We start from the raw sequence: 16,431 nt of genomic DNA, 5'->3' as shown, positions 1-16,431 counted from the left end.
CCGATCTACGTCCGCTCCCGCTTCCCGCTCCCGCCCCCGAGCCGGTCACGTCACCCCCGTGCCGCTCCCGGATGGTGGCGTACCCAGCCCTCCCATGCCGACGTGATCATGTCCTGCACGTCGTGCTTGGCCTTCCAGCCCAGTTCCGCGGCCGCTCGGTCGGCGGACGCGACCACGCGGGCCGGGTCGCCCGGGCGGCGCGGGGTGACGGTCGGGGGGCGGTCGTAGCCGGTGATCGCGTTGATCCGGTCGATCATGTCGCGGACCGACACGCCCTCGCCCCGGCCGATGTTCAGGGTCAGGTCGCGGCCCGGGGAGGTCCGCAGCACGCGCGCCGCCGCCACGTGGGCCTCGGCCAGGTCGACCACGTGGATGTAGTCCCGGACACAGGTGCCGTCCGGCGTCGGATAGTCGTCGCCGAAGATGCGCGGGGGCGCCTGCTCGGTCAGTCGTTCGAAGACCATCGGGATGAGGTTGAAGACGCCCACGTCCGCCAGCTCCGGCGCCGCCGAGCCCGCCACGTTGAAGTAGCGCAGCGACGCCGTTGACAGGCCCGTGGCCCGCGCGGTCGCCCGCACCAGCCACTCACCCACCAGCTTCGTCTCGCCGTACGGCGACATCGGCTCGCACGGGGTCTCCTCGGTCACCAGATCCACGTCCGGCATGCCGTAGACCGCCGCCGAGGAGGAGAACACGAACGAGGGAACGCCGGCCCTGGTCACCTCGTCCAGCAGTACGCGCAGGCCCTCGACGTTCTCCCGGTAGTAGCGCAGCGGCTGGTCCATCGACTCGCCGACCTGCTTCTTCGCCGCCAGATGCACGACCCCGGTGATCCCGTGGTCCTGGAGGGCCCGGGCCACCCGCTCGGCGTCCAGGGTGGAACCCACCACCAGCGGGACCCCGTCGGGCACGCGCTCGGAGATCCCGGTGGACAGGTCGTCGTAGACGACCGCCCGTTCGCCCGCCTCGGTCATCGCCCGTACGACGTGCGCCCCGATGTATCCGGCGCCGCCGGTGATCAGCCAGGTCATGTACGGCCGTCCCCTCGTCAGTTGGCCCGTGCGTGGAGCATAACCACTCCTATTCGCCGTCAATGAACAAAAAGAGTCAGTTAATAGCACAAAATCATCGGTGTGCTGAGCCGGAGAGCAGGAGCCATCGCCGTGCCCCCCGCCCTCATGCTGGCCGTGGGCCTCTGGGGCCTCGACCGCGGGGGCATGTGGCGCGACGAAGCGGTCACCTTCCAGGTCGCGCGCCGATCGGTGCCGGAGATCTGGCGGCTGCTGCACGGCGTCGACGCGGTGCACGGCCTGTACTACCTCCTCATGCACGCGGTCCTGGCGGTCCACCCCGGCGAGGTCGCCCTGCGGCTGCCGTCGGTGTGCGGTGCCGCGGCCGCGGCCGCTCTGATCGCCGCCCTGGGTGTACGCCTCGCCGGACCGAGGGTGGGGCTGTGGGCGGGACTGATGTACGCCGTCACCCCGCTGACCGGCCACTACGCGCAGGAGGGACGGTCCTACGCCCTCGTCGGCGCCGGAGTCGCGGGCGCCACCCTCCTCCTGGTGAGCGGGCTGTGGGGACCCGCCCGCGCGTGGACCTGGTGGGCGTACGGCGGTGTCGTCTCCGTCACCTGCCTGCTGCACGAACTGGCGGTCCTGGTGCTGTGCGCGCACGCCGTGACGCTGGCGGCGGCACGGGCGGAGCGGCGGGTATGGGCGCGCTGGGCGGGGGTGGCGGCGGTCGTCGGCCTCGCGCTGTTGCCGCTGGTGCTGGCGTCCCGGGCGCAGGCGGGCCAGGTGGAGTGGCTGACGGCACCGGGGTGGGGGAGCGCGGAACGGCTGCTGCGCGCCTTCGTCCTCACGCCCAAGGGGCTGATGTTCGAGACCGGCGTGGTGCTGATGCTGGCGGGCCTGGCCGCACGCCGGACGGCCGCCGTGGCGCTGCCCCTGATGACCGTGCCCCCGTGCCTGCTCATGCTGGTCTCGCAGGTGCGGCCGATCTACGACGACCGATACGTGTTCTACGCCCTGGCCGGGGCGCCCCTGCTGATCGCCGCCGGTGCCGACCGGGTCGCCGGGGCGCTCCTGGGCCGGATGCCGTACGTCCAGCTCGCCGGGGCCCTCGCGATCCTCTTCGCCTTCTTCCACCACCTGCCCCTGTACCGGGCCGACCGCGCCCCCGAACAGCGGCCCGACAACCTCGCCGCCGTCTCCGCCCTCGCCGCCCGGCAGATCCGCCCCGGCGACCCGGTGCTGTTCGTGCCGTCCATCGGGCGGAGGGCGGCGATGGCCTACCCGGAGGGGTTCCGACGGGCCGAGGACCTCGCGCTCAGCCGGCCGGGGCCCGGGTCGGCGACGCTGTACGGACGGGAGATGGGGGCCGGGGAGCTGCGCCGCAGGCTGGCGGCGGTGGACCGGGTGTGGGTGGTGGCCGAGCCGTACACCCTGGGCCCGCGCTGGTTCCCGCGCAACCCGGTCGAGCGCGCCAAGATCGAGGTCGTGGCGGAGGACTTCGTCCCGCGTGAGGAGTACGCGCGCGGAGGCGTGACCCTGCGCCTCTACGAGCGGGCCACGGTGAAGCCGCTGACGACCGAGCCCGCTACCGCGCTGTCGCTGACAGTGCCGCCGCGTCCAGGGCCGTCGTGAGCTCGTCCAGGCGGGACCGCAGGGCGTTGATCTCCTCGATGTCGAAGCCGGTCGCCGTCGCGATCCGGCGCGGCACCTCGCGCGCCTGCTCGCGCAGGGCCGTGCCCTCCTCGGTCAGGCGCACCTCCACCGAGCGCTCGTCGCGCGCGCTGCGCTCCCGGCGGACCAGGCCGGCCGTCTCCAGCCGCTTCAGCAGCGGCGAGAGGGTGCCGGAGTCCAGCCGCAGGTGCTCGCCCAGCTTCTTGACGGGCAGCTCGCCGTGCTCCCACAGCACGAGCATCACCAGGTACTGCGGGTAGGTGAGGCCGAGGTCCTTGAGGATCACGCGGTAGACGCCGTTGAAGGCGCGCGAGGCCGCGTGCAGGGAGAAGCAGATCTGGCGGTCCAGGCGGAGCCATTCCTCCTGGTGCGGTGCGGGTGTCTCGGTCCTGTTCATGCCTCCAGAGTAGCTCTTGCTCGCCATTGAGTTGTGCACAACTTAATTGTGTGCTCTACTTGTGTCCGTCAACGAGCCACGACTTCTCGAACAGGGATGGTTCCTTCATGGACGCGATCTACACCGCCGTCGCCACCGCCACCCACGGCCGCGAGGGCCGCGCCGTCACCTCCGACGGCAAGATCGACCTCGCCCTCGCCATGCCGGTGGAGCTCGGCGGCGACGGCCAGGGCACCAACCCGGAGCAGCTCTTCGCCGCCGGTTACGCCGCCTGCTTCGGCAGCGCCCTCGGTCTCGTCGGCCGCCAGGCCAAGGTGGACGTCAGCGACGCCGCCGTCACCGCCGAGGTCGGCATCGGCAAGCAGGGCCAGGGCTTCGGCCTGAAGGTCGCGCTCCGGGTGGAGCTGCCCGACACGGTGGACGAGGAGACCGGCCGCAAGCTGGTCGAGCAGGCCCACCAGGTCTGCCCCTACTCCAACGCCACCCGCGGCAACATCGAGGTCGACCTCGTCATCGAGTAGTCGTCCCGGGGACCCGCGCCAGAACCTCCCCCGTCCGCTCGCTCCACGCCACGACCACGGCCTCCTCGGGGATCCTGTGCCGGCGGGTGAGCAACAGCCAGCGCACGTGGTGGCGGTGGACGATGGCGGTGCGTTCCTCGCGGGTCGCTTCGGGCGAGAGGTAGGCGCGGACGTCATCTCGGCGTCCGCGCCTTTCGTCTTCGCGCAGTGAGGCGTCGCGCTTCGCGGGGGCGACGAGGTTGGCGCCGTAGCCCGGGATCGAGTGGGCGGCACGGGCATCGTCGGTGAGGACGACCTCGCCGGGGCGGATGTGCCGGGCTGCCCAGTCGTACGGCGGCCAGGAGTGGGGGTGCTCGAAGGCCGAGGCGAGAAGGAGTGCCGCGGTGAGGGCTGTGATCAGACGGCGGGCCGGTGAGAGCCTGTCGCGCCCCGCGGCGGAGCCGCGAACCGATACAGCCCCGCGCCCTTGGGGAAGTCCCACCCGCCCGGAGATCAAGGCCAACGCCCCTACCGCCGCCCCCATCCCCGTCCTCGGGTCGATCAGCACGATCAAGCCGTACACGGCCCCCAGCGCGAGGTACTCCAGGAGGCTCCGTCTCCCGCTCGGGCCCACGAAGCGCACCGGACCCCTCGCTCCCGTCCACCCCCACGCCCAGAACGTCAGTCCGATCGCGAACGTCGACGGGTACGCGAGAGTCTGTGCCGTGGGCACCAAGGCCGCCGTCACCACCGCCAGAACCGCCACCGGCACCCACGGGCGCGGGGTCAGCAGCCGGACGGCGCGGCCGAGACCCGTCAGCAGTACCAGCAGATTCAACGGGCCCGCGAGCCTCAGTACCTCCCAGCCGCCCAGTCCTGTGAGGCGGGCGAGCAGGGCCTGGGCCGCCGTGTACGGCGTGTAGTACTGGCTGCCCTCGCCTGGGGCGTCCACCGTGGGGTGGCGGGGGTCGAGGAGATTCGCCTTCAGGCGTTCGACGACCGCCGCGTGCTGGCCCGCGTCGCAGCACAGAGGAAGGCGCCAGTGGGCGAGGGTCAGCAGCAGCCAGGCGAGGAAGCCGAAGAGCTGGTACGGGGTGGGGCGCCAGGTGGGGCCGCCGCGGAGGGCGGTCGCGCCGTGCGTCGTTCGCCTGGCCAGGAGCGTTTCGCGCATTCGCCGTATGTTCCCGGCCGCGTCAACGGATTGACCTTCCTTCACCTCATGGAGTGAGTCCGGTCGGCGTGCCCCTGCGCCGGCAACGACACCCGGTCGCGCATCAGGTGGTCGAGCAGGAGAGGGACGCCGACCACCGGGAGGAGCCAGGCCAGGACGATCAGCCTGTCGCCCCAGATGGTGATGTCCGGGTGCCCCGCCTGGGTGAGGACGCCGGTGGCGGCCGCCGCGATCACGAAGGCGCCGAAAGGCGGCCTGCGCAGCGCGCCCCACAGCCCGGCGCCCAGCGCCGCCAGGAACAGCGGCTCCCAGAACTGGCGGCGCAGCCACTCCACCCAGAAGTTCGACGACAGCTGGAGGAACTCCGGCCAGGGACGCGCGCGGTCGGGGCGGGTGAAGTGATCGGCCAGCAGATCCTGGAGGCTCTCGGCCGCCGCCGGGTAGCCGAGCAGCTTCGCCAGTACGACGGTCCCCACGGCCGCGCCCAGGCCGATCCCCGCGATCGCCGTGACGTCCCGGCCCGGCGCCCGTCCCTTGCGCCATCTGCCGACAGCCACCACCGCGCCCGCCGCCGCCAGACACACCCCGAGGAACAGCGCCTGGGAGTGCTTCACCGTGAACTGCGCCGCCAGGGCGCCGACGATCAGCGCGAGGCCCGCCCGCCTTCCCCGCAGCACCAGCGCGCAGCCCCACAGCGCGGCCAGGGTCAGGGCCAGCAGCAGCCCCTCCGTCATGGGCCGCATCGCCGTCGTCCCGCACGGCAGGACGAAGTACAGCGCCTGACCGGTCAGCGCGAGCGGCAGCGGCACGGACAGCGTGCGCAGGACCAGGAAGACCAGCACCCCGCCCGCCACGGTCACCGCGACCCCGGCCGCCCACAGCCCCCAGGTCGCGCCGAGGACGGTCACGAACGGCACCAGGAACACCGGGTAGCCGGGCCGTACCTCGAAGATCCGCATGAAGCGCTCGGAGGCGAAGGGCGCGGTGTGCCCGGTCGTTCGCCCCTCCCGCAGCCGCTTCTCCACCTCCGGCCACTCCCGCGCCCGGCACCGCTCAGCGACCCGCGCGCTCGGGTCGGCGCTGTGGAAGCGGACCACGTCCACGCTCTGGTCGCGGCGCGCGACGGACCCCTTGCCCGCGCAGTAGTGCTCGATCGTCGCGAGGGCCGCCTCCCGTTTGCCGTGGCCGCTCAGGCTCAGGGCGTACGACAGGTAGTTCCGGCTGTCGGGGGTGTCCCGGCCGCTGACGTTGGCCAGTTGCAGCACGGCGAAGACCGCGGCCAGCAGCAGCACCCAGGTGCGCGGTCTCATGACGCGGCGAGCCGGCCGCCGGGCCGTCCGGCCGGACGCCAGGTGTGCGGCCGGCTCGGCGTGGGCCGCGACGGGCTGGAGGGCATGGGAACTCCGTTGCGATTCAGAGGGGCAGGGGCACGGCGGAGTGCGACGGTGCCGGACGCGGGCAGGCCGCGCGCGACGGCACCGGATGCCGCTCGTCGAACGGGACGACCGGTGGCAGCCCGTGCTCGCCGAACACCACATGGCGCACGACGCGCTCGGCGGCGCGGCCGTCGTCGTACGGGCAGAAGCGCGCCCGGAACGCCGAGCGCAGCTGGGCGGAGCGCGAGCCGCGCCAGTGGCCGGTGGCGAAGATGTCGACCAGCTCGTCCTCGCTGCGCGCGAGCGCGCCCGGCGGGAAGTCCCGTAGGTCGAAGTAGGTGCCGCGGGCCGCCTCGAAGGCCTCCCGGTCCTCGGTGTGCAGCACGATCGGACGGTCGAGGCCCGCGTAGTCGAACATGATCGACGAGTAGTCGGTGAGCAGGGCGTCCGAGGCGAGGCAGATCGACTCCACGCTCGGGTGGCCGCTGACGTCGATGACCCGGGGCGAGGCCGCGTCGGGGGCGAGCGGGCCGCCGTGCCGACGGTGGGCGCGGGCCAGGATCACGAACCCCGGGCCGAGCCGGTCCGCGACGCGGTCCAGGTCCAGCGGGCTGCGCTGGGTACGGCGGTAGTCGCGGTGGGTCGGGGCGTACAGGATCGCCACCGCGTGCTCGGGGACGCCGAGCGACTCGCGCAGCCGGGTCACGTCCGCCGAGGTCGCCTGCTGGAACACGTCGTCGCGCGGCTGACCGTACTCCAGCGTCTTGTACGTGCCCGGATGGACGCGCTCCCGGACCAGGGTGGAGTGCCGGTTGGCGGAGACGACGTAGTCCCAGGTGTCGACCGTCCGCAGGAGGGCGTCCGGGTCCGTCGTCGCGGCCGGGCGCTCGAGCAGGTCCAGGCCCATGTGCTTGAGGGGGGTGCCGGTCCCGGTCTGGACGACGATCTGGCCGGGGCGTTTGACGAAGCGGCGGTCGAGGCCGACGTTGTCGACCAGGTACGTGGAGCGGGCCAGGGCCGTCCAGTAGGCGGCCGAGCCGGGGGTGATTCGGCGGGTGGCGGCGGGGATCGTGTGGTGGTGCTCGGGGTGCGCGATCCATGCCGTGCGCAGGTGCGGGGCGTGCGTGCGGACGGCCTGTTCCAGGGCGCCGGGGTTGCATCCGTGACCCTGACCGCCGTAGGCGCAGAACACGGCTCGGTCGGGGCGCAGGGGCAGTCGGCGCTGGACGCGGTAGTGCAGGCGGAGGGCGGCCGTGCGCAGCCGGGTCGTGAGTTTCCCGGCCGCCTTGGCCGTCGTACGGGTGAGGAGCGCGGCCCGTCGCAGGGACCGGTAGGCGCGCCACAGGCGCAGGGGCGTCAGGGCGCCCCGCGTGCGGTGGCGGCGGTGGTGGGCGCGGGCCAGGCGCAGGAACTCGGCGCGGGTGCCGCGCGGGAGGCGGCCGGGGTGGCTGGACACCGTCGCCAGGTGGGTGACCATGTGGCGGAACACCATGGGACGCCACGGCGAGAGGCGAGGGCGCTCGGCGAGGAACGCGAAGAGACGGTCGTACTGGTCGAAGAGGTCGAAGGGGCGGCGGGCCGTGCCGCCCCTGCTGCGCTGCCGGTGGTGGACGCACACCCGGTCCAGGGTCGCGAGGGACCCCGCCGTCATCAGGGCCGGGCAGGTCCAGGGGGTGTCCTCGTGGGAGCCGGGTGGGAAGGCGAGGCCCTCGCGCTCGACGAACTCCCGCCGGTACGTCATGTTCCAGACCGCGGGCGGCAGTCGCAGCAGACCCGGGCGGTCCTCCAGGCGGAACGGCGCCGGGCCCTGCTCGGTGAGGGGGATCGCCGCCGGGCCGCGGACGGTCTCGCCGGTGCGGGTGACGCGGGCGTGGTCGTGGACCAGGATGTCCGGATCGCCCGTCTCCTTCAGACGGTCGGCGATGGCCTCCAGGGCGCCGCGGGTGAGGGTGTCGTCGCCGTCGAGGAACAGCAGGTAGTCGCCGGTCGCCTCGGCCAGTCCGGCGTTGCGGGCCGGGCCGGGACCCTCGTTGTGCGGCAGGCGCACCGGCCGTACCCGCGGGTCACGGTCCGCGACCTCGTCGATGATCGCCCCGCAGGCGTCCGGCGAGGCGTCGTCCACGGCGATCACTTCGAGATCGGGAAACGACTGCGAGAGCACCGACTCCAGGCACTCGTGCAGATACGCCTGCACCTTGTACGCCGGGACGATGACACTGAACCTGGGCAAGGGACATCCATGGGTCGGGACGCGGGCGGGCCTTGCCCGGGAACGGCCGACCCAGTGGGTTGGTTACGCTGCGTTACGGCATATGGGGGATGGCCGGGTGAAGGGGAAGGGGCCGGCCGGTTCCCTCCGGCCGGCCCCCGAATCCGCTTGTCCTGCCGCCTACTTCACCGCGCCCGCCATCACACCGGAGACGAACTGCCGCTGGAAGGCGAAGAACACGGCCAGGGGGATCACCATGGAGATGAAGGCGCCGGGCGCCAGCACCTCGATGTTGCTGCCGAACTGCCGCACCTGCTGCTGGAGCGCCACCGTCAGCGGCTGCGAGCCGGAGTCGGAGAACACCAGCGCCACCAGCATGTCGTTCCACACCCACAGGAACTGGAAGATCCCCAGCGAGGCGATGGCCGGGGCGCCCAGCGGCAGCACGACCGTCGCGAACAGCCGCGCCTCGCCCGCGCCGTCGAGCCGGGCCGCCTCCAGCAGTTCGCGCGGGATCTCCGCGAAGAAGTTCCGCAACAGGAAGATCGCGAACGGCAGCCCGAACGCCACGTGGAACAGCACGACACCGGTGATGGAGCCGAAGATGCCGATCTCGCCGAAGAGTTCGGACAGCGGGATCAGTGCCACCTGCACCGGCACCACCAACAGGGCGATCACCACCATGAACCACCAGTCACGGCCCTTGAAGTCCATCCACGCGAAGGCGTATCCGGCCATCGCGCCGATGATGACGACGAGGAGGGTCGCCGGAACGGTGATCCACACGGTGTTGAACAGCGCGCTGGTGATGTCGTCGTTCTCCAGCAGCGTGCTGTAGCTCTCGGTGGTGAGCTGGGCCGGTGCCGTGAAGACCTTCCACCAGCCCGAGGAGGCGATGTCGGTCGGCTCGCGGAACGAGGACACCAGCAGTCCGAAGGTCGGGACCAGCCAGAACAACGCCACCAGCAGCAGGAAGGTACGCAGCGCCCCGCCCGCCGCCCCGCTCGCCACCCGGGAGGCCCATGACCGTTTGCCGCGCACAGAGGTGTCGAGGGGGGTCACCGCTCGCGCTCCTTCCTGAGCCGGCGGATGTTGACGATCATCACCGGGACCACGAGCAGCAGCAGGATGATGCCGATCGCGCTGCCCAGGCCGTAGTTGCCGCCGCCGCCGAACGACGACAGGAACAGTTGCAGCGCCAGCACGTTGGCCTCGTCCTGGGTGGGCTGCGGGGCGATGATGTAGACCAGGTCGAAGATCTTCATCACGTTGATCATCAGCGTGATCAGGACGACGACCAGGACCGGCGCCAGCATCGGCACCGTGATTCTGCGGAACACCTGCCACTCGTTCGCGCCGTCGACCCGCGCCGCCTCCAGCAGGTTGCGGTCGACCCCGGCGAGGCCCGCCGCGATCAGCACCATCGCGAAGCCCGCCCACATCCAGACGTACGCCCCGATGATCGACGGTGTCACCAGGGTCGGGCCGAGCCAGTCGACGCCGTTGTAGGGCGCCGCGAAGTTCGAGCCCGGCAGCCGCAGTTGGGCACCGTCGGCTTCGGCGGGCAGCGTGAAGGTGCCGTCCGGGCCGCTGGTGGCCGAGGCGACGACCTCGCCGCCCTTCACCGCCTCGACCTTGACGCCCTCCAGCGCCTTCTCGCCCGCGTCGACCCGGCCCTTCTCCCCGCCCCCGCCGAGCTTGAAGTCCAGCCAGACGGTGCCGGTGATCCCGTCCCCGGTCGCCGCCTTGGCGTCCGCCGGGTCGCCCGGCAGCCGGTTGGGCGCGATGCCGACGAGCGGGAGCATCGCCGGGGAGCCCGCCCGGACCGTGCCGGTCGTCGTGAAGGACCCGCCGCCGGACGCCTTGAGATCGCTGACCTGGGCGTTGGGGCGGGCCTTCGGATAGACGGAGGAGTCGGCGAAGGTGTCGTGCACGCTCGTCACGACCGCGTTCGCCACGCCCTGGTCCGGATCCGCCTGGTACACCAGCCGGAAGATGATCCCGGCCGCGAGCATCGAGATCGCCATCGGCATGAAGACGATCAGCTTGAACGCCGTGCCCCAGCGCACCCGTTCGGTGAGCACGGCGAAGATCAGGCCCAGCGCGGTGACCACCGCGGGCGCGACGGCGACCCAGATCGCCGTGTTGCGTACGGCGGTCAGGGTGGCGTCGTCGGTGAAGACGTCGACGTAGTTGTCCAGGCCGACGAAGCCGTCACCGCCCGCGTCGTACAGGCTGCGCCAGACCGAGTACCCGATCGGGTAGACCACGAGCGCGCCGAGCAGCACCAGCGCGGGCAGCAGGAACAGCACCGCCACCCACAGCCGGGTGCCCGTCACGCTCTTGTCCGGTGCCTTGGCGGCACCGCCTTCCGCCACGGCCGACATCCGTCAGCCGGTCTTGTACGCCTTGGCGGCGTCCGCCTCCAGCTTCCGCTGGGCGCCCGCCACATCGCTCGGGTCCTTCAGGAAGTCCTGGAGCTGCTTCCACTCGCCGACGCCCTGGGTGCCGCCGAAGGCCGCCGGAGCCTGGTCGGACATGTCGAAGCGGAAGTCGTCGCCGGCCGCGATCAGCGCCTCGGCGATGCCCTTCGTCACGTCGTCCTTGTACGTCCCGGTGTCCATCTCCTTGCTGGGCGAGATGAACCCGCCCTGCGCCGCCCAGATCTCGGCCGCGTCGGTCGAGGCCAGGAAGGTCATCAGGGCCTGCGCCCCCTCACCGTCCTTCAGGGCCACGGCGACATCGCCGCCGCTGACGACGGGCGACTCGTCGCCGACCGCCGGGAACGGGAACACCTTGGCGTCGGTGCCGACCTCGGCGTCCGTGTCGGCGTTGATGTTCGCGGTGACGAAGTCGCCCTCGAAGACCATCGCGGCCGGGGTGTCGCCGGAGAAGGTCTGGGTGACGGACTTGGGGAACTCCGTCTGCAGCGCGCCGGAGCGGCCGCCCGCGATCAGCTCGTCCTTGCCCCACAGCCCGGCGAGCGTGGTCAGGGCGTCCTTGACCGAGGCGTCGGTCCACTTGATCTCGTGCTTGGCCAACTGGTCGTACTTCTCGGGTCCCGCCTGGGAGAGATAGATGTTCTCGAACCAGTCGGTGAGCGTCCAGCCGTCGGCGCCGCCGATGGAGACGGCCGGGGAACCGGCGTCGGACAGGGTCTGGGCGGTGGCCAGGAAGTCGTCCCAGGTCTTCGGCTCCTCGGTGATCCCCGCTGCCTCGAAGGCGGCGGTGTTGTACCAGATCAGGGACTTGTTGGCGGCCTTCACATACACGCCGTACTGCTTGCCCTCGTAGGACCCGAGGTCGTTCCAGCCGGCGGAGAAGTTCTTGTCCGCCTGGGCCTGGGCGTCGGCGCCGAGCGGCTTGATCCAGCCCTTGTCGGCGAACTGGTGGAGCACGCCGACCTGCGGCAGGAACGCCACGTCCGGCGGCTGACCGCCCTGGATCTTGGTCCCGAGGAAGGTGGAGGTGTTGTTGCCGGTGGGCACGAAGTTCACCTTGGCGCCGGTGCGCTTCTCGAACTCGTCCAGCACCTTGGTGAAGTTGTCCTGCTCGGGGCCGGTCCAGACGGCCGCGACCTCGAGTGTCTGCCCGTCCAGCTTGGGAAGTTGCACGGAGGATCCGGCGCCGGTCTCCTTGCCCCCGCCGCCCCCTCCGCCGTTGTCGTCGTCGTCTCCTCCGCAACCGGTGAGCGCCAGTGCGAGGGCGCCTACGGTCGCGATGGCGATCCGGATGGTGCGATTCGTGCTGCGCATCACTGCCCCGTTCTTCGTGCCTCGTTGCCTCGTCGAACGTTCGAGCGCTGTCTGTGCGGTTTGGTTTACGCCGGGACTTGGGGGTCGGCAAGAGCGCCTGCGCTGTCAAGTAGGCGATCGTGACCGCGTCGTGACTCGGCCTCGACTGCGCTGAGAGGAGCGCGGGTATCGGCCTCGACCGTGGCTGGAGGCGCGGAGGGAATCCCGGCTTCGGCTGTGCGTGCCGGCGCGGGGGCATCTCGGCTTCGGGCGTGACCGGAGGTGCGGGGGCACCTCGGCTTAGGCCGTGGCTAGAGGAGCGAGGGGACCTCGGCCGCCGAGACCTCCTTCGCCGCCCTCTCCAACGCGCTGGCCAGGAGGGCCAGGTCGGTCGGACCGTTGCCGAGTTCGCGGACCGGGCGGCGGGTCGGGGGGTCGCCCATGCGGTGCCATTCCAGCGGGACCACCGTGGGACGCAGAGTGGCGGTGCGCGGGATGCGCCCGGTGACGCGTCCGCCCTGGAAGGCGGTCGCACGGCCGTCCGCCCAGGTCAACGTGGCGCGCCCGGGCGCCGGTTCGTCGGGACCCCCGACCGGTTCGTCGAGGACGACGCGCAGGGTGGCCAGTCGGGCCGGCTCCGTCGCGGCCGTACGGCCGTCGGCGCCCGTCGCCGCCACCAGGTGCACGCCGAGTCGCTCGCCCTCCCGGGCCACCGCCTCCAGCGCCCGTATGACCGAACCGGCCGCCGGTCTGCCGGGAGAGCCCAGGGCGGGGGAGACCAGGGCGTCCAGGTCGTCCACGACCACGACCAGGCGGGGCAGCGGCGGTGCCGCCTCCGCCTGCCGACGGGACGCGGCCGGGCGCAGCCGCAGGGTGGAGCTGGGCGGGGCGTCGAGGTCGGCGGCGCCGGGCCCCGCGGGGGCTCCTGCGGGGTGGCTGGTCTCCGCGTGGCTGGTCCCGGAACGGAGGGTCCCTGAACGGGGGGTGCCTGCGGGGGTGGTCGCCGTGCGCTGGGTGACCATGCGGCCCGAGACGAGCCGGCTCGCGTGCCACTCGGTGAAGTGGGATCGGCCGAGCAGTTCCGCCCGCCGCTTCAGCTCCGAGCTGAGGGACTGGGCGAACTCCCGCATCCGCACCGGGTCGTTGACGGCGAGGTGAGTGGTGACATGCGGGACGTCGGTGCACACGCGCAGCCCGTCGCCGCCGCTGCTCCCCGCCCCGGTGCTGTCCCGGCCGTCGATGAGGACCATGCTCAGCCGGTCCGGCCGCTCGGCGGCGGCGAGCGAGGCGACGATCGCCCGCAGCAGTTCCGTACGGCCGCTGCCCGAGACCCCCTCGATCAGCAGGTGCGGTCCGTCGGCCGCGAGGTCCACGCCGACCGGGCCACGCGGTCCGGCGCCGAGCACGGCACAGGCGCGTCCGCCGAGCGCCTCGGTGTCGTCGGCCGCGTCCGCCCAACGGGCCATCAGCGAGGCGGGCGTGGCCCGGGCCAGCCCCAACTCGTCCAGCAGCCGGGCCGCCTGGGGCAGCGGCGCGGACACCCGGGCCTGCCGCCCTCCTACGACACCGTCCGGCCGCAACGGCGCCAGCGCCCGCGCGAACCGCTCGGCCCAGGGCAGGGACACGGCGTCGACGGTGGCGATGGTGCCGGGGGGTACGGGGGCGGGGTCGGCGTGGCCCGGGACGGCATGGGGGGCGGAGGACCTGGGGGCGCCTTCGCCGCGGGTCGGGCGGGTGCCGTGCCCGGTGCGAGCGGTGCCGTCATGCGCGGTGCCGCCGCGGGTGGCCGTGGCGGCACCCTCCGGGGCACCTGCGCGCGCGACCCGCATCAGCCGCAGCGCGGTCGCCACATCGCCGCTCAGCAGCGCGACCGCGCCGCACTCCCGGAAGGCCGGGGCCGCCGCGCAGGCCGCCTGGTAGGTCTCGGTGAGCGGGGACGCGGGGGAGGCGGGCGGAGTCTCGGCGAGGCACACCACGTGGATCCCGGCCCGCGGACCCTCGGACGCCAGCCGCGCCACGGCCTCCCGGACATCGGCACCACCGGGGTCGCCGTCCACGACGACGACGGTGTAAGGGCCCGGGAAGCGCTCCGCCGGGTCGTCCTGGGCCCAGGAGGGCCGACGGACCGGACGAGGGCGGTCCTGCGCGGGGGATGCGGTGTACGGGTCGGGGGAGTTGCCCGCCGGGCCGCTCTGGGCGCCGGAGAAGCGGTGATCGACGGGCCGTTCGTCCCGATCCCGCGCGTCGGATGCGGTGTACGGGTCCGGGGAGCTGCTCGCCGGGTCGTCCTGGGTGTCGGCGAAACCGCCCCTGGAGTCGTCCTGGGCGCCGGAAGCGCGGTGGGCCGGGGGTGCCGGGGGGCGTTCCTGGTCGTCCAGGCGGCGGAGGAGTTCCTCGGTGCGGGCCGTCGCCTGTTCGCGGTCGTGGGCCAGCAGCAGCCGGCAGTCCTGGCCGTGGGCCGGGCGCAGATGCGGGAGCCAGCCCAGCCAGGACCACTCGGCGGTGCGCTCCTCCAGCGGGCGCGAGCGGTCCGCGCTGATCAGCACGATCTCCAGGGTGTCCGGTGAGTGCAGCGCGGCGAGCTGGGCCACCACCGCGCGGGCGAGACCGGCCAGCCGCGCGCGGGGCCCGGCCAGACCCAGGGCGCCGGCCTCGCGCAGACCGGCGGTCACGGGTACGGCGGGCAGCAGCCCGGCGCCGTCGGGGGTGGCGCGGTCGGCGGTACCGAGACGGACGGTCAGCGCCTCCGGGTGCTCCGGACCGCGCTCCCACAGCCGGGGGCCGGGACCGAGGGCGGTGAGCAGCAGCGCGGCGGGGTCCGGCCAGGTCTCCGGGACCCGGTGGGCGGTGTCGGCGGCGGGATGGGCGATCGGGTCGGCGCCCTGGACGTCGTACGCCTCACGCCCGGGTGCGCTCTGCTCGCCGCGCCCGCCGGTCAGCCGCCGCGCCCACGCGCCGAGCCCTCCCCGCTTGCGCACGCCCTGCGGGATCTCGGTGCCGCGCAAGGGAGTGCCCTTGCGGCCTCCGCCCTCCCGGGCGTCGGAGCCCTCATGGCTGCCGCCGGTCGGGCTACCGCCCCCGGTCGACCGGTCACCGTAGCCCGGATCGCCGCCGAAGCCAGGCGCACCGCCGTACCCGTCGCTCCGGCCGGCTCCGGACGCCCGGCCCCCGCCGTACACCTCACCCCCGCCGCCCTGCGCCTCGCCCCCGCGGCCCCCCGACACCGTGCCACCCCCGTGCCCGTCGGCCGGGTGGTCGCCGTGGGATGCCGTGCCGCCGCGGGTGCGGGCGTTCGCCGTGAAGCCGGCGCCGTGGGTGTCGCCCTCGCGAGGGCCCGGGACCTCCGCGCTCGGCACGCCGCGGTTCTCGATCCGGGGCGCCCCGCCCTGGCCGGGCACGGCCGGCGGTTCGACCGGCCCGTGCTCCTGCGCTCCCCGCGTCGCCGACGAGGCCCCCCAGGCGGCCGAGCCGTACGCGTGCCGCGTCTCTCCCGCCGGCTCCGAGGCCCCCCGCGTCGGCTCCGCGCGCGTGTGGGCGCCCGAGAGGCGGATGTGCCCCTCGCCGTCCGGCACCGTCGGTACGCGGGCTCCCGGACCCCCCGCCGGAGCGAGCCGCAGGGTGGATTCGCCGATGCGCAGGAGCGCGCCGGGGGCGAACCGGACCGGGCGGGGGCCCACCACGGTTCCGTCCAGGGTCGTGCCGTTGGTGGAGCCGAGGTCGGCGACCGAGACCCGGCCGTCGGCGGCGACCGTCACCGCGCAGTGCAGCCGGGAGACGTCCGGGTCGTCGAGCGGGACGTCGGCGTCGGCGGAGCGGCCGACATGGATCTGGCCGCCGTGCAGCAGGTGCACACCGCCCGCGTCGGGGCCCGCGACCACGTGGAGCTGGGTCGGGGCGTCGTCGACCTCGGGATGCGCCTCGGGCTCGGCCGGCGCGCCCAGCGAGAGCACCGCGCCGTCGATCAAGGGGGGCTCGCCGAGCGTGCAGCGCGCGCTGTCGAGCCGCTCCGCGCCCGCGTACACCACCACAGGCCCGCCGCCGCGTTCGGCCTCGCCCGCGCGGGAGATGCCCCCGTCCGCCGAGACCGTGGAGGCGAGCGCCGACGCCACCGCGGCCAGGGCCGTGCCGGCGGGCGCCGTGACCAGCACGTCGCAGCTCGCGGCGCGGCCCCGCGGCGACGCGGGGGGCGGGCCCAGCGGGTCTACGACGGTCAGCCGGATCTGCATCGCCGTCAGCGGTCCCTTCTGCGCGGGCACCCGCGAACGGGGACGACGCCCCGCGGTCCCCCACCGCGGACTTCCCCCACCGCCACACGAGCACATCGGCCAGTACGACAGGCATCCTCGCACCTGCCACTGAC

11 protein-coding genes are annotated in these 16,431 nt (G+C 73.4%); 2 read left to right on the top strand and 9 right to left on the bottom strand.

The annotated features are described in order from the left end of the window. Nucleotides 1–50: 50 nt before the first annotated feature. Entirely contained in the window at nucleotides 51–1,031 is a 981-nt protein-coding gene (gene galE, locus ACWDRW_RS27710; RefSeq protein ID WP_451727036.1) for a UDP-glucose 4-epimerase GalE, read from the bottom strand. A gap of 132 nt (nucleotides 1,032–1,163) precedes the next feature. Here galE and ACWDRW_RS27705 point away from each other — a divergent pair, with 132 nt between their 5' ends. Further along, on the top strand, nucleotides 1,164–2,645 hold the full coding sequence (locus tag ACWDRW_RS27705; protein ID WP_451727034.1) for a glycosyltransferase family 39 protein: 1,482 nt from the start codon (nucleotides 1,164–1,166) through the stop codon (nucleotides 2,643–2,645). Here ACWDRW_RS27705 and ACWDRW_RS27700 read toward each other — a convergent pair. Further along, the gene (locus ACWDRW_RS27700; protein WP_451727106.1) at nucleotides 2,599–3,108 is read right to left on the bottom strand and encodes a MarR family winged helix-turn-helix transcriptional regulator; all 510 of its coding nucleotides are present in this window, start codon (nucleotides 3,106–3,108) and stop codon (nucleotides 2,599–2,601) included. The genes ACWDRW_RS27705 and ACWDRW_RS27700 overlap by 47 nt on opposite strands. Nucleotides 3,109–3,188: 80 nt before the next feature. Between ACWDRW_RS27700 and ACWDRW_RS27695 the strand changes: the two genes are divergently transcribed. Next, a complete protein-coding gene (locus ACWDRW_RS27695) occupies nucleotides 3,189–3,602 on the top strand; it encodes an organic hydroperoxide resistance protein (protein WP_451727031.1) in 414 nt (137 codons plus the stop codon). Here ACWDRW_RS27695 and ACWDRW_RS27690 read toward each other — a convergent pair. The 7 genes from ACWDRW_RS27690 to ACWDRW_RS27660 form a co-directional block, all read right to left on the bottom strand. Beyond that, nucleotides 3,592–4,752, bottom strand: coding sequence for a hypothetical protein (locus ACWDRW_RS27690; protein ID WP_451727029.1), 1,161 nt, complete (start codon nucleotides 4,750–4,752; stop codon nucleotides 3,592–3,594). The two genes, ACWDRW_RS27695 and ACWDRW_RS27690, sit on opposite strands and share 11 nt — an antisense overlap. 41 nt (nucleotides 4,753–4,793) lie before the next feature. After that, nucleotides 4,794–6,062, bottom strand: coding sequence for a hypothetical protein (locus ACWDRW_RS27685; RefSeq protein WP_451727026.1), 1,269 nt, complete (start codon nucleotides 6,060–6,062; stop codon nucleotides 4,794–4,796). Between the two features lie 103 nt (nucleotides 6,063–6,165). Then, complete coding sequence (locus ACWDRW_RS27680) at nucleotides 6,166–8,358, bottom strand: bifunctional glycosyltransferase/CDP-glycerol:glycerophosphate glycerophosphotransferase (protein WP_451727023.1); 2,193 nt, start codon at nucleotides 8,356–8,358, stop codon at nucleotides 6,166–6,168. 159 nt (nucleotides 8,359–8,517) lie between these two features. After that, complete coding sequence (locus ACWDRW_RS27675) at nucleotides 8,518–9,399, bottom strand: carbohydrate ABC transporter permease (protein WP_451727020.1); 882 nt, start codon at nucleotides 9,397–9,399, stop codon at nucleotides 8,518–8,520. After that, entirely contained in the window at nucleotides 9,396–10,724 is a 1,329-nt protein-coding gene (locus ACWDRW_RS27670; protein WP_451727017.1) for a carbohydrate ABC transporter permease, read from the bottom strand. The genes ACWDRW_RS27675 and ACWDRW_RS27670 overlap by 4 nt, the downstream gene beginning before the upstream one ends. A gap of 3 nt (nucleotides 10,725–10,727) precedes the next feature. Next, complete coding sequence (locus tag ACWDRW_RS27665) at nucleotides 10,728–12,092, bottom strand: ABC transporter substrate-binding protein (protein ID WP_451727014.1); 1,365 nt, start codon at nucleotides 12,090–12,092, stop codon at nucleotides 10,728–10,730. 290 nt (nucleotides 12,093–12,382) lie between these two features. Next, the gene (locus tag ACWDRW_RS27660; protein ID WP_451727103.1) at nucleotides 12,383–16,297 is read right to left on the bottom strand and encodes an FtsK/SpoIIIE domain-containing protein; all 3,915 of its coding nucleotides are present in this window, start codon (nucleotides 16,295–16,297) and stop codon (nucleotides 12,383–12,385) included. Nucleotides 16,298–16,431: the final 134 nt, after the last annotated feature.

It is taken from the genome of Streptomyces sp. NPDC003635 (assembly GCF_053587635.1).
Note: the sequence above shows the minus strand (reverse complement) of the source record. Positions and strands in the feature narration are given on the sequence as shown.